Source organism: Pedobacter psychrodurus (assembly GCF_004331735.1).
Taxonomy (GTDB): domain Bacteria; phylum Bacteroidota; class Bacteroidia; order Sphingobacteriales; family Sphingobacteriaceae; genus Pedobacter; species Pedobacter psychrodurus.
The window spans coordinates 71,447-85,200 of sequence record NZ_SJSO01000019.1 but is presented as its reverse complement, the minus strand read 5'-3'; the positions used below and the strand labels follow the sequence as shown (position 1 = coordinate 85,200).

General features: G+C 38.4%; 12 protein-coding genes. 9 read left to right on the top strand and 3 right to left on the bottom strand.

Annotated elements, in window-relative coordinates:
* Positions 1-341 precede the first annotated feature (341 nt).
* From EZ456_RS19340 to EZ456_RS19325, 4 genes are all read left to right on the top strand, one after another.
* Complete coding sequence (locus EZ456_RS19340) at positions 342-1,109, top strand: TatD family hydrolase (protein ID WP_131532990.1); 768 nt, start codon at positions 342-344, stop codon at positions 1,107-1,109.
* A 356-nt stretch (positions 1,110-1,465) separates the two neighbouring features.
* The gene (locus EZ456_RS19335) at positions 1,466-2,485 is read left to right on the top strand and encodes an asparaginase (protein ID WP_131532988.1); all 1,020 of its coding nucleotides are present in this window, start codon (positions 1,466-1,468) and stop codon (positions 2,483-2,485) included.
* Between the two features lie 578 nt (positions 2,486-3,063).
* The gene (locus EZ456_RS19330; RefSeq protein WP_131532986.1) at positions 3,064-4,476 is read left to right on the top strand and encodes an MBL fold metallo-hydrolase; all 1,413 of its coding nucleotides are present in this window, start codon (positions 3,064-3,066) and stop codon (positions 4,474-4,476) included.
* An 85-nt stretch (positions 4,477-4,561) separates the two neighbouring features.
* A complete protein-coding gene (locus EZ456_RS19325; protein ID WP_131532984.1) occupies positions 4,562-5,524 on the top strand; it encodes a YpdA family putative bacillithiol disulfide reductase in 963 nt (320 codons plus the stop codon).
* A gap of 108 nt (positions 5,525-5,632) precedes the next feature.
* On the opposite strand, the gene EZ456_RS19320 is transcribed toward EZ456_RS19325, so the two are convergent.
* Both EZ456_RS19320 and EZ456_RS19315 read right to left on the bottom strand, forming a co-directional pair.
* On the bottom strand, positions 5,633-6,136 hold the full coding sequence (locus EZ456_RS19320; RefSeq protein ID WP_131532983.1) for a hypothetical protein: 504 nt from the start codon (positions 6,134-6,136) through the stop codon (positions 5,633-5,635).
* Positions 6,137-6,271: 135 nt separating this feature from the next.
* Complete coding sequence (locus EZ456_RS19315; RefSeq protein WP_131532981.1) at positions 6,272-7,273, bottom strand: alpha/beta hydrolase; 1,002 nt, start codon at positions 7,271-7,273, stop codon at positions 6,272-6,274.
* 292 nt (positions 7,274-7,565) lie between these two features.
* Between EZ456_RS19315 and EZ456_RS19310 the strand changes: the two genes are divergently transcribed.
* From EZ456_RS19310 to EZ456_RS19290, 5 genes are all read left to right on the top strand, one after another.
* A complete protein-coding gene (locus EZ456_RS19310) occupies positions 7,566-8,537 on the top strand; it encodes a polyprenyl synthetase family protein (RefSeq protein WP_131532979.1) in 972 nt (323 codons plus the stop codon).
* Positions 8,537-9,595 (top strand): TerC family protein, encoded by a 1,059-nt coding sequence (locus EZ456_RS19305; RefSeq protein ID WP_131532977.1) that lies wholly within the window; start codon positions 8,537-8,539, stop codon positions 9,593-9,595. Before EZ456_RS19310 ends, EZ456_RS19305 begins: the two co-directional genes overlap by 1 nt.
* A gap of 228 nt (positions 9,596-9,823) precedes the next feature.
* Positions 9,824-11,272, top strand: a complete 1,449-nt coding sequence (locus EZ456_RS19300) for a M28 family peptidase (protein WP_131532975.1) — start codon at positions 9,824-9,826, stop codon at positions 11,270-11,272.
* A 639-nt stretch (positions 11,273-11,911) separates the two neighbouring features.
* Positions 11,912-12,748 carry a M23 family metallopeptidase gene (locus EZ456_RS19295; RefSeq protein ID WP_131532973.1) on the top strand — a complete coding sequence of 279 codons (837 nt, stop codon included), beginning with the start codon at positions 11,912-11,914 and terminating at the stop codon, positions 12,746-12,748.
* Between the two features lie 4 nt (positions 12,749-12,752).
* Positions 12,753-13,142 (top strand): bactofilin family protein, encoded by a 390-nt coding sequence (locus EZ456_RS19290; protein WP_131532971.1) that lies wholly within the window; start codon positions 12,753-12,755, stop codon positions 13,140-13,142.
* A gap of 113 nt (positions 13,143-13,255) precedes the next feature.
* Here EZ456_RS19290 and EZ456_RS19285 read toward each other — a convergent pair whose 3' ends face one another.
* The gene (locus EZ456_RS19285; RefSeq protein ID WP_131532969.1) at positions 13,256-13,684 is read right to left on the bottom strand and encodes a CBS domain-containing protein; all 429 of its coding nucleotides are present in this window, start codon (positions 13,682-13,684) and stop codon (positions 13,256-13,258) included.
* Positions 13,685-13,754 lie beyond the last annotated feature (70 nt).

Below are 13,754 nucleotides of genomic sequence, written 5' to 3'. Positions count from 1 at the left end.
ATCCTGAGGGTTAATTTATTTTATAAAAATCAATATAAATGACAGAAGAGTTTAGAGAGAAATAAATGGTCTCAGGTTGTCGTCATTTCGACTGAAGCACAGCGAAACGGAGAAATCTTTTAACATAGTTCAAAGATCTCTCCGCTGCGGTCGAGATGACGACCATCCGTCTGAATCTGTCAATGGTAGCCTTGTCGAAGGACCTGCTTAAAATTTGCCGTTAAGTGTTTCGACAAGCTCAACATGACATATTCAACCTAAAAATAACTTTGGAAATACACTCATGAATTCATAACCTAACCCAATCACCCATTTTCCATCATCCATTTTACATTATAAACATGCTTTTCACCGATACCCATACCCATTTATATTACGAGCAGGATGCTGAGAAACAAGCGCAACTAATGGAGCGCTGTTTTGAGAACGACGTGAACCGTTTGTTTTTACCAAATGTTGATGTGAAATCGATTGCCATGATTGATGACCTGGTGGCCAAATATCCTGCAAATTGTTTTGCAATGGCTGGTTTGCACCCTTGTGATGTGAAGGAAGATTATCTTGTCCAATTGGATGAAATCTACAACAGCATTTCCGGTCGGAAAATTTATGCCATTGGCGAAATCGGCATCGATCTGTACTGGGATAAAACCACATTGGCGATTCAGCAAGATGCCTTTCGTAAACAGATTGCCTGGGCAAAAGATTTAGGTTTGCCGATCGTAATTCATTGTCGTGAAGCTTTTGATGAAGTGTTTGAGTTATTAGAAAGTGAGCGAGATGAAAAATTACGAGGTATTTTCCATTGTTTTACAGGCAATGTAGCGCAGGCCAAACAGGCCATCGATCTAAATTTCTATTTAGGGATTGGTGGGGTGGTTACTTATAAAAAAGCTGGGCTCGATCTTGTATTGTCAGAAATTTCTTTGGCTAATGTGGTTTTAGAGACTGATTCACCCTATTTAGCCCCGGTTCCTTTTCGCGGCAAACCCAATGAGAGTAGTTATTTGATTTATATTGCACAAAAACTGGCCGATATTTATGGCGTTTCTATTGAAGAAATTGCAGAGGTAACCACGGAAAACTCGAAGAAAATTTTCGGGGTTTAAATGTTATTATTCTTACTCGACAAATTTTAGCGGTTCGTCATTCCCAACTTGATTGGGAATCGTAATGCAATAGCTTTAAGATTCCCGCATGCGCGGGAATGACGCTTAAATTTTAGATTCTGTCGTTGTGATTTTTATTTCAGCATCTTTCTTGCCGGATCCTGAAACAAATCCGATAGGTATCGGATCAGGATGACGACCACATTGTATTTCTTGTATTGTAAAATAGCGGCTTAAAATTTGCTATATTGGCAATATGTTAACGTTTTTTTGCTTTTTTGTTGTTAATTTGAGAATTCACTCGATCATTTGTAATTTTTTAGTTTCTTTGCGGTGAGCAACCTTCACCCAACCAAATGACCAAAATACTTATAATTTATACCGGTGGTACCATCGGTATGGTTAACGATCCTATAAATGGGATGTTAATTCCATTTGATTTCGAGCAGATAAAAGAAAACGTTCCTGAATTAAATCGTTTAGATTACGATTTAGACGTGCATTCCTTCAATCCGGTATTGGATTCTTCGAACATGGATCCTGAAATATGGAAAACATTAGCAGAGCTTGTTTATCACAAATATGATCAGTACGATGGTTTTGTCATCCTTCATGGATCTGATACGATGGCTTTTACGGCATCGGCATTGAGCTTTATGCTCGAAAATTTGGCTAAACCTGTTGTTTTAACCGGATCGCAACTTCCAATTGGCGAAATCAGAACAGATGCTAAAGAGAATTTAATTACTGCTTTAGAAATTGCAGCTACCAAGGAAGATGGAATAGCATTATTTCCTGAGGTTTGCATTTATTTTGATTCCCAGCTATTTAGGGGCAATCGATCTATTAAATACAACAGCGAAAAATTCGAGGCTTTCCGTTCACCAAATTATCCGATACTTGCCGAAGCAGGTGTTCACTTGCAGTTTTACAGGAATTATATTCTTAAAACACCAAAAGGGGAATTGAAATTGCATACCAATTTTAATTCGAACATTGGGGTGCTGAAATTATACCCGGGTATAACCCCGCAAGCTGTTCAGGCGATTACAGATTCTAAAGTAGATGCCATTATTTTAGAAACTTTTGGCTCTGGTAATACCACAACCGCACAATGGTTTTTAGATAGTTTACGTCAGGCCATTTTGAATGGAAAAATTATTATCGACATTTCTCAATGTAAAAAAGGTTCGGTTCAGCTGGGCCGCTACGAAACCAGTAGAGAACTGTTAAAAATGGGCATTTTAAGCGGTTACGATTTAACATTCGAAGCTACGGTAACCAAATTAATGTTTGTAATGGGCTTAGGATTATCAATCGAAGAAAGCCGTAAGTTAATGGAAGAATCGCTTCGTGGAGAGTTGACGAAGGATTAATGTTTCCAGTGTTTTATAACAGTTTTTTAAGGAAATGAGCAGTTCTGCTCTTTTGGAGGTTTTCAGTCCCGCTCACGCTTCTGCCGATGAAGAATCGGCATCTCGCTTCGATCGGGTTTAGAGATGAAAGATAAATGCAATTGGCTAAATTTAGCAAGTTGCAGTATTTGATACCATGAAAGGAACAGATTTGTTAGATATCTGGCAGGTTTTTACGGTGGGTTTTGCGTTAGGGATTGGAAGGGTTTAGTGTCGATTAAGCATCTGCTTTTATTTATTACGGTATGCTTGCTTGTTTCACAGGTCTTCATCGGTACCGTAGCGAAGCGCAGCCCTGAAAAGCCCGACCCTTTCCCGATTCATCGGGATTAGGGTAACGCCCAAATCAATTACAGTTGACATTTTTCAGTTAGCAGTTTTGTATTACAGTAAGTAAAACTTCTGCAATTATGAGCAACATCATTTCGGTTATAAGTATTTAGCGTTATTTTTGCCAGTAAAGAGGTATAAGTTAAAGGGTTTAAGGCGTAAGGTTATGTCTTGATACTTGATACACAACAACTCGATACTTATTAAACATGAAAATAGAACAAATATATACAGGTTGCCTGGCAGAAGCCGCTTATTACATTGAAAGTGATGGCGAAGCTGCAATTATTGATCCGCTAAGAGAGGTTGGAACCTATTTAAAGAAAGCCGAAAAAGCAGGAGCAACCATAAAATATATTTTTGAAACGCATTTTCATGCCGATTTTGTTTCTGGCCATGTAGATCTGGCAGAGAAATCTGGTGCCGAAATTATCTATGGACCAACTGCAAAAACCGAATTTAAATCGCACATTGCTAAAGATGGCGAGCAGTTTAGAATCGGAAAAGTAACCATTACGGTTTTACACACCCCAGGGCACACCTTAGAATCGACCACTTACCTGTTAACCGATGAAAATGGAAAAGATCATTGTATTTTTAGTGGCGATACCTTATTTATTGGTGATGTTGGTCGCCCGGATTTAGCACAGAAAGGCCATTTAACGATGGAAGATTTAGCAGGAATGCTTTACGATTCGCTGAATGAGAAAATAAAGCCTTTAGCTGATGATGTAATTGTTTACCCGGCTCATGGTGCTGGTTCTGCCTGTGGTAAAAGCATGAGTAAAGAAACTTTCGATACTTTGGGGCATCAGAAAGAAGTGAACTATGCCTTAAAAGCGTTAACAAAAGAGCAGTTTATTGCAGAAGTAACTGATGGCATTATGCCGCCACCACAATATTTTGCTAAAAATGCAGCGATTAATAAAAGCGGTGTGGAAAGTATTGATGAGGTTTATGAGAAAGGTTTAAATGCTTTGACGCCTCAGCAATTTGAAGATACCGCAAACCAAACAGGAGCGATAATGCTCGATACTCGTGATCCACAGGTTTTTGCCAAAGGTTTTATTCCAAATTCGATCAATATTGGTCTTAACGGACAGTTTGCGCCTTGGGTTGGGGCTTTGATTACCGATTTACAGCAGCCCATTTTGTTAATTACTGATCAGGGCAAAGAAGAAGAAACCATTACCCGTTTAACCCGTGTTGGATACGATAGTACTATAGGTTATTTAGATGGTGGTTTTGAAAGATGGACGGATGCTGGTAAGGAAATCGACACTATTGAATCTATTTCGGCTGAAGCTTTTGAACAGGCCAGCCTTGATGGAGAAATTACCGCACTTGATGTGCGTAAACCTGGAGAGTATGAATCGGAACACCTTGAATTTACACTCAGTCGCCCGTTAGATTTTATTAACGACTGGACTGGCGAAATCAATCCAAAAGATACTTATTACATTCACTGTGCAGGTGGTTATCGCTCAATGATTGCAGCGTCAATTTTAAAATCGCGTGGAGTAGAAAATGTGATTGATATCGCTGGCGGTTACGGCGCAATTAAAAATACCGGTTTAAAAAGAACCGATTTCGCATGCCCAAGTAAAGCAATGAAAGTATAATAAACGCAAATTGTCACATTGAGCCTGTTGAAATGTAATGATGTGCTTCGACAGGCTCAGAATGACATCCTAAGAATATAACCAATTGGTAAATCAAAATCATTACGACGTATTAATTATCGGTGCCGGCCCAATAGGGATGGCTTGCGCAATTGAAGCCCAGAAAGCGAACTTAAGCTATGTAATTGTAGAGAAAGGTGCTTTGGTAAACAGCTTATTTAACTATCCGGTATTTATGACTTTCTTTTCTACTTCTCAAAAGTTAGAAATTGGGGGTGTACCTTTTGTAACCATCAGTCCGAAACCTAATAGAAATGAAGCGGTTGAGTATTACCGTCGCGTGGCCGAAAAATTTGATTTAAATATCCATCTTTTCGAAAGTGTAAAACAGGTTGTTAAAAAAGATCAACTTTTTGAAATAAATACTTCTAAAACCAGTTATACCGCTAAGAATGTAATTGTTGCCACAGGTTTTTATGACGTTCCTTTGTTGATGAACGTTCCTGGAGAAGATTTGCCCAAAGTAACGCATTATTACAAAGATCCGCATTTATACGCCTTTCAGCATGTAGTAGTGGTTGGCGCCAATAACTCTGGCGTAGATGCCGCTTTAGAAACTTACCGAAAAGGTGCAAATGTAACCATGGTTGTGCGCAGCGGCGATCTTGGCCCTCATGTGAAATATTGGGTGCGTCCTGATATTCAGAACAGGATTAATGAAGGAGAAATTAAAGCACTTTTCGACTCAGAATTGGTTGAAATAAGAGAAGGAGAGGTTGATGTCAAAACACCTGAAGGAATGAAAACCATACCGAACGATTTTGTAATCGCCATGACGGGTTATCAACCAGATTTTAGCATGCTGAGAAAATTCGGTATCGAATTGCCCGAAACACTCTGCCCGGTTTATAACGAAGAAACCATGGAGACCAACGTAAAAGGTTTGTATTTGGCTGGTGTAGTTTGCGGTGGATTGGATACGCACAAACTTTTTATCGAAAACTCGAGGGTGCATGCTGAAATGATCGTAAAGAATATTTTAGGTTAATGCCTTACGAAGTTTAGCCTGGGCCTGCACTAGGGTAACTTCGTAAGTCTTATCCAAGTTAAAACCTCTGAAATATTCTTCTTATTTTTGCCTTTCAGATTTCTAAAATTAATTATTCATGCTTTTTCCATATTTATAAGTCGCAAATAACATTAGTGAGATAACTGTAATTTGAAATAAGATTAGGTAATTGATCGGCGTTAAAAATATAGAAAGAAATCCTTCCTGTGGTAGAATGTTCGTTGTTGCCCTGTTATGAACTGATAATGGAGGATAGACCGTCCATCCATTTTTGCCGATCTCAGGTAAAAAAAGAAAAATAAAACTTACTTTAATGATGAGCGAACTGAAGCCTAAACCTAAAATTAAAAAGATAAATAATGGTAATCTTCGTTTGAAAGAATGTCTGCTTTCTTTGATGAAATAAATGGGGAAAGACGCTAAAACGAAAGAAAGCCAGATCAGGTAATATTGGTCTTTAATTACAAAATAGGTGTCATGAAGACTAATACCCAAGCCAAAGTTTCCTAAGATGATAACAAGTATGCCATATGATGCTACTGCACAGCCTAAAAGCCATGCTATTTCGATTAGTATAGGTTTAATTTTCATGATGAGCGAGATTTAGATTGGTATTTAATACCGTAGATATAAGATGGGATCGTCATTTCGAGCGGAGTGCAACGCAGTCGAGAAATCTGTCTAGATAGATCTCTCCATTTCGCTAAGCTTCAGTCGAGATGACGACTATTCTTTCAATTGATCAGTTGCTTTCAATGTACTTCCCACAAAACTTTCAATTGCCTTTTCTACGCTCGGTAAATCCTTCGAAGTAATATACGATCCCATTACATGATTATCTGCATTTGGTATGGCTTGCTTTCTTTTCAAGCTGTTTGGCGTACCCAGTTCATCGAACATTTTCAACATGGCGTCTACACGAACAACGGGATCTTGTTCGAGTTCATTTTTATAGTAATAGAGCATTAAAATAGGCTGCTTTACCTTTTGAAAAGTTGTTTTTACCATACTGCTCTCGATAAATTCTTCCAGTTCTACTAATGATTCTAGGCGGTAATTGGTGTACCAGTATTTTTTATATTCATCGGTGCGGTCGTCCACTTTACGTTCATCGCCGCCTACAACCTTTCTGGCAATTTGTAGCCCCCATGGATTGTTTAAAAGCCATGCGTTTTTATCATTAATGGCTACATTTGGTGATAACAAGATCAAACTGTTAATCTCAGGATAGGTTGCCGCTAATTTTAATGCTACAGTTCCACCTGTAGAAGTGCCCACTAAAATTACTTTTTTGCCTAATTTTTTGCCAATGGCATAAGCCTGTTTGCTGGTTTCCCAAAGGCGATCGGCGGTAAAATATTGCATGGGTGCAAGTGTATCAATGCCGTGATCGGCCAAACGGGCCAGATATAAATTGGCATTTAATCCTTTGGCTAAATTTAAATAGACCGGATTGCCTTCTGTTTTTGATGCCGAAAAACCATGTAGGTAAACAATGGCGTATTCAGTTTGCTGATGAAGGGTATCGGCCCAGATGATTTCGGCTTCATTGCCTGGTTTTATTTTATGCATCGATTCGATGCTGGCCACATAACGGTCTAAATCTTCCAGATCGGGAACTTGGGTCAGCTCTTCATTGTAAATCGGCTTTTTGGGTTTTGGGCCCAATAAATAACCTGCAACAATTAATGCCGAAAGGCCGATAAGTACTTTGTAGCGTTTTTTCATATAAGGCACCGAATATTGGTTTAAATGTAAAATTTGAAATTAAATAAAGCTAATATTTTTGCGAAATTAATTATCGTATGGAAGGGTTTTAGCCTGCAATACCCAGAATAATTAAACCTGATAGCGCCAAATAGCCCACAGCCCGAAGCATGAGGGCGAGGACTATAGGCAATAGCAGGACGGAAGATGTTAAGGATTACTGCCATTGCTTTTCAAATCCTTAATAATACGACTACACATTACCTTTTTATGGGAAATTAGCTTAAGTTTGCAATCAAAATTTTTCGACTTAATGCCGGGAATCGAACAGATAAAAATACCTATTGCTGCTGATATTAAAGCGTTTGAAAAAACCTTTAAAGAATCTATGCATAGCGACGCACCGTTGCTGGATAGGATTACCCATTATATTGTAAAGCAAAAAGGCAAACAAATGCGGCCGATGTTCGTGTTTTTTGCGGCTAAACTCTGCGGTGGAATTACAGAATCAACCCATCGTGGAGCTGCTTTGGTAGAGCTTTTACATACAGCTACTTTGGTGCATGATGATGTCGTAGATAATGCTTACGAGCGTCGAGGTTTTTTCTCTATCAATGCTTTATGGAAGAATAAGATTGCCGTTTTGGTTGGCGATTACCTGTTGGCTAAAGGATTGTTGCTTTCGGTAAACAATAATGAACACCGTTTGTTACAGATTGTATCGGAAGCGGTGAAACAGATGAGTGAGGGCGAACTGCTGCAGGTAGAAAAGGTGAGGAGGATGGATATTTCAGAAGAATTATATTTTGATGTGATCCGACAGAAAACAGCTTCTTTAATTGCTTCGTGTTGTGCTGCGGGTGCTGCTTCGGCAGGTGCGGATGATGAAACAATAGAAAAAATGCGTCTGTTTGGCGAAAAAGTTGGAATTGCTTTTCAGATTAAAGATGATACCTTCGATTTTGGAACAGATGATGTAGGAAAACCTTTGGGCATTGATATTAAAGAGAAGAAAGTAACGCTGCCTTTAATTTATGCACTGAATAAAGCCGAAAAAACTGAACGTAAAAAAATAATTAACCTGGTTAAAAATCACCAGGATGATCCGGTTAAAATTCAGCAGATCATCGATTTCGTAAATGCCCAAGAAGGTGTATATTACGCCAACCAGAAAATGCTGGATTACCAGAAAGAAGCATTTGATATTTTGCACAGTTTTGAGGCTGGCGAAGCACGAACTGGTTTAGAACAACTTGTACTGTACACCACTGAACGTAAAAAATAATGGGTAACGAATTACTTTTTAGCTTAGGTTTTCTTCTTTTTATTGTCCTGATTCTTGCTTTAGACCTTGGTCTCTTTAGCAGGAAAGAGCATGTAGTGAGCTTAAAACAAGCTGGAGTAATGAGTCTGATCATGGTGGCTTTGGCTATCGGTTTTTACTTTATTCTGTTAACCGAAGGGCACCAGCTCCATGGAATAAAGGATTTTGCACATCTTAAAGAAATTGTAATTAGCCATCAGCATCATATCAAGTTGGTTCCTGATGATTTTGAAGGAAGTTTAGCCGTTTATAAACAAAACCTCGGGCTAGAGTTTTTAACAGGTTATGTTATTGAATATGCCCTTTCGGTAGATAATATCTTTGTGATTGTACTCGTTTTTTCTGCTTTTGCCGTTGAAGAAAAATATTATCACCGTGTATTGTTTTGGGGTATTTTGGGTGCCATTATTATGCGTTTCATCTTCATTTTTGTTGGCGCAGCACTCATTACAAAATTCGCCTGGATACTATACGTGTTTGGTGCTTTCCTTGTTTTTACGGGTATAAAAATGTTCTTCAGTAAAGATGAAGATGATAAGATTGATCCGGAAAACCACCCTGTAGTAAAATGGGCTTCGAAAATATTTTCTATTCATCCTAAGTACGAGGGAAAAAAGTTTTTCGTAAAAATTAACCATAAAACACTGGTTACGCCATTGTTTTTGGTGCTGCTGATTGTTGAATTTACCGATTTGTTATTCGCGGTCGATTCTATTCCGGCTATTTTTGCGGTAACAAAAGATCCTTACATTGTATTTTTCTCTAATATTTTTGCCATCATGGGTTTACGTTCCATGTTCTTCCTGTTGGTAAATATCATCCATAAATTCCACTATTTAAAAACCGGATTAGCTGTATTATTGGCATTTATCGGGATAAAAATGTTGGGCCATACCTATTTGGAGAAATGGGGTTTCACTACCGAACATTCGTTAATCGTGATTCTGAGTATTTTGGTGATCAGTATTGTGGCTTCGCTGGCTTTCCCGAAGAAAAAGGCGCATGTTAAAGAGCAATAATCTTAATGGGGACTATTTTATAATGGTCGTCACCCTGAATTTATTTCAGGGTCTTAATGACAACAAATTGGCAGGATAGATACTGAAACAAGTTCAGTATGACGATTCGATTAATGAATGTTCTATAATGTTAGTTTGCTTGCGAAATTTAGTGCGCTAAGCAAAATATACGTTACAGCTAGCAATCTCTGGCTAAAATTTGTACTTTCAGCAGATAAACTAACTCTAATGAAATATCTTTTCTCTGCAGCGCTTCTTTGTACCACTTTATTTGTAAATGCCCAGGATAAATTCGGTGATGTTTTTGCCAAGATCAATACCGATGTACAGCAAAATTCAAAAGCTTATCAAACACTTAAATATGAAACCGAAACTATCGGTCATCGTTTAACAGGTTCTACAAACGGAGCAAAAGCAGAGCAGTATGCTTTCGATTTATTAAAATCTTACGGTTGTGAAGTGAAGTTTCAACCTTTCGAAGTAGAAAGTTGGGCAAGAAAAACAATCAGTGTAGAAATTGGTACTGATAAAAACAGTCTGACTAAAATGAAGGCTGTTACTTTAGCACATTCGCCAGTAAGTGCAGATGTTACTGGCGATATTGTAGATGCTGGTAATGGACTTGAAGCAGACTATCAGGCCAGTCCGGAGAAGTTTAAAGGTAAAATTGCCCTAATTTATCTAGGTGTATTGCCAGGTTCTCCGGCAGGAACCAAATCGTTGCACCGATCAGAGAAAACCGCTATTGCAACAAAATATGGTGTAATAGGTGTAATCATTATCAACACCGTAAAAGATGGCGTACTTTTAACCGGAACAGCTTCGGTAACGGGTAAATTGATTCCTATCCCTGCAATTTGTATTGGCTTAGAAGATGGTACCGCACTGAAAGAAAAAATTAAATCACGCCCGCAGATCGCGCACATTTCCATGACCAATTTCTCTGGTTTAATCAAAGCTAGAAACGTAGTGGCTACTTTTAAAGGGACAGAATGGCCTAAAGATAAAATTGTGGTCGGTGGACATTTAGATAGTTGGGATTTAGCAACCGGTGCAATCGACAATGGAATAGGTTCTTTCGCCATTATGGATATGGCACGTACCTTTAAAAAACTGAACTTAAAAACCAAACGTACCGTAGAGTTTGTGCTGTTTATGGGTGAGGAGCAAGGTTTGTTAGGCTCTAAAGCCTACATCGATCAGGCTAAGAAAGACCAAACATTAAACCAGGTTAAGTTTATGTTGAACTACGATATGACCAACGACCCTAAAGGTTTCTCTACATCAAGATCAGAAATGAAGGATCTGTTTACCTCGTGGGGAGCTGATATTGTGAAGATTGATACCGGTTTTAAAAACTTGTTTAATGCTGGTGCAGGTTTGCATAGCGATCATCAGCCGTTTATGTTAGAGGGGATTCCTACCGGCGGTGGTTTTGGTGGTAAACTGCCAAATAACTCCGGTCCTTTTTATCACTCAGATGGCGATAGTTTTAAACTGGTTGACGAGCAGGAACTGAAAAATACGGTGCGTTATAGTGCAATGTTAACCTACGCTTTGGCCAACACATCAAAAATTCCGGTAGGTGTTCAGGGTGAAGAGGAGCTAAGGGCTTTCTTAGAATCGCAGAACCTAAAAGAACCTTTAAGCATTGCTGGCGAGTGGAGGTGGAAATAATAATTTCATAGATTTTCTTATCTTTTTTCTTACGGGTTGATTACACTGATGTTAGGATTGCACAGATTTCTATAAGCTATCTTATTAGTTTAGTCTGTCATTCGGTAGATCGTCATTTCGACCGTAGCGTTCCAAAGGAACTCCTTCGGAGGAGGAATCTTTAATTAAACTTTTTTTAGGATTTTCTTGGCTTCGGTGCATTCGCTAACGTTGATAGATTCCGGTAGAGAAATCGTCATTGCTAGGAACGAAGCAATCTTAAAGCGCACGCTATTAGCGATCGCTGTAAGATTGCCTCATCCGATGAAAAATCGGCTTCGCAACGATACCTCGAGGCTATTCATCCCCTTAAAATCATGTCATTTATATTGATTTTATGCAATATTAACCTTGGAAATGATGAAATTTAGTGCTTTATGTGAATCGTCATTTCTACTGAGCTTACGTGCCACATTGAAACTACACTTAAATGTTACATGCCCATATTTAAACCAGCATAAGCCATATAGTGGGAGGTAATTGGATGTTAATATGCTATTATTTTTTATTCCTGTAAGTGTTAAACTTCAACTTTGTTTTTGACTATGTGCTTGTTAATCATATATTTGTTTTAGTCCCAAACAAAAAATCTGAGTAAAAATGAACAGAAAACGGAACAAAACAACCGTAATTTTTGTAAATAAAAATCAAAATTCAAGCAAGCCCATCCAAGTTCCAACAGCTTATGTAATACACTGGAAAAAGTATATTCTAGGTGTTCTTGGCCTGTTTTTAATCCTCATTGCAAGTATATTTTACCTCATCAGAAGTAACTCCAGCATCGAAATCGCCAAGGGTAAACTCGAAATGGCACTTTTAAAAAGTAAAGACAAATTATCTGTTATCGATACTTCTTCGCTTAAAAAACACTATCAATCGATAGATAAAAAACTGCTCACCATCAATAAATACCTAAAAGCGAGAGGACTAAAGCCAATTTTAACCGGCAATGAAGGTGGAGAGCAAAGTGATGATATTTTATCGGCTGAGGAGATTGGCGAATTTTACGATAACTACCTGAGTAAAATTGCCTACAACGTAGCTTACACCCCAATGGGTTACCCACATTTAGGCACAATCACATCCGGATATGGGCATCGAGAAAATCCTTTTAGTGGTGAAAATGTGGAGACACATAAAGGACTCGATATCAGGGCCAATTATGGCGACATTGTTAAATGTACAGCGAACGGCAAGGTGGTTTTTGCAGGAAGGCGTGGTGGTTATGGCAATTGTATCGTAATTAAACACGGTAATGGTTTTGAAACCTACTACGGTCACCTTTCTAAAATTTTGGTAAAGGTTGATGAGGATGTTATTGCTGGCAACAACATTGGCAAAGCGGGTTCAACCGGGCGATCAACCGGCCCTCATTTACATTATGAAGTGCATAAAAATGGTAAAGTTATAAACCCAAGATCCTTTTTAACCCTGTAAGAACATGTTCAAAAAAAACAATCAAATTAAAGACTTGAATCAGCAAGAAATTTCAACCCTAATTGGCCTTGGCTTTACCATCACAGGCGAACTAAAAGGAAAAGCTGTAGTAAGGATCGATGGAACTGTAATTGGCAATGTAAATGTTGAAGGTGGTATTGTTTTAGGTGAAAAAGGGATGATTAAGGGCGATATTCAAACAGGGTCTGCCATTATTTATGGAACCGTTAACGGAAATGTGAAAGCTCAAAACCTTGAAATAAAAAAGACAGGCAGGGTTAATGGCGACATTAAAACAGAGGCCATTGAAATTGAACTGGGCGCACAGTACAATGGCAAACTGGAAATGCACCAATCGGGTAAGACAGAAGATAAAGTGGCCGTAAAAGCCTAGGGCTCATCTATTGGTAGGTGTCTTACCAACCAAAATTATGCACCAATATAGCCTTCAATAAGAGGAATGATTTACTTATCCACACATTGGTGATACATTATCCAACATCAGCACTACCCACTAATATAGCTTTCCAACTGCGAAATGGTCTGTTTCTGATCTGCAATAATAAACTTTACCACATCACCGATCGAAACCATTCCTTTTACTTCGTCGTTTTCTACAACTGGTAAATGGCGGATGTGTTTATCTGTCATCAGCTCCATGCAATAATCGATACTGTCGCTTAAGTTAATGGTGATTGGATTGGCCGTCATTGCTTCTTTAATCAAGGTGTCTTTTGATGATTTACCCTGAAGGATGATTTTTCGTGCATAATCACGCTCCGTAAAAATACCGTGTAGCCGATCGTTTTCCATGACCAATACTGCGCTGATGTTCTTTTCTGTCATTATTTTTAAGGCATCTAAAACAGAAACATTTTCTGATACCGTGATAATTCGTACCTGCTTGGTATCTAATAATTGTTTTACGCTTTTCATAACTGTTAATTTGGTTATAACAATTTAAGAAATAATTAGCTGTAAATCAAAGTTTTATTTTGGATTGTTC

Excerpts from the sequence above, each read along its gene's own strand:
- EZ456_RS19335 (WP_131532988.1), top strand. The coding sequence starts at position 1,466 with ATGACCAAAATACTTATAATTTATACCGGTGGTACCATCGGTATGGTT.
- EZ456_RS19340 (WP_131532990.1), top strand. The coding sequence starts at position 342 with ATGCTTTTCACCGATACCCATACCCATTTATATTACGAGCAGGATGCT.
- EZ456_RS19315 (WP_131532981.1), bottom strand. The coding sequence starts at position 7,273 with ATGAAAAAACGCTACAAAGTACTTATCGGCCTTTCGGCATTAATTGTT.
- EZ456_RS19305 (WP_131532977.1), top strand. The coding sequence starts at position 8,537 with ATGGGTAACGAATTACTTTTTAGCTTAGGTTTTCTTCTTTTTATTGTC.
- EZ456_RS19300 (WP_131532975.1), top strand. The coding sequence starts at position 9,824 with ATGAAATATCTTTTCTCTGCAGCGCTTCTTTGTACCACTTTATTTGTA.
- EZ456_RS19285 (WP_131532969.1), bottom strand. The coding sequence starts at position 13,684 with ATGAAAAGCGTAAAACAATTATTAGATACCAAGCAGGTACGAATTATC.
- EZ456_RS19310 (WP_131532979.1), top strand. The coding sequence starts at position 7,566 with ATGCCGGGAATCGAACAGATAAAAATACCTATTGCTGCTGATATTAAA.
- EZ456_RS19330 (WP_131532986.1), top strand. The coding sequence starts at position 3,064 with ATGAAAATAGAACAAATATATACAGGTTGCCTGGCAGAAGCCGCTTAT.
- EZ456_RS19320 (WP_131532983.1), bottom strand. The coding sequence starts at position 6,136 with ATGAAAATTAAACCTATACTAATCGAAATAGCATGGCTTTTAGGCTGT.
- EZ456_RS19290 (WP_131532971.1), top strand. The coding sequence starts at position 12,753 with ATGTTCAAAAAAAACAATCAAATTAAAGACTTGAATCAGCAAGAAATT.
- EZ456_RS19295 (WP_131532973.1), top strand. The coding sequence starts at position 11,912 with ATGAACAGAAAACGGAACAAAACAACCGTAATTTTTGTAAATAAAAAT.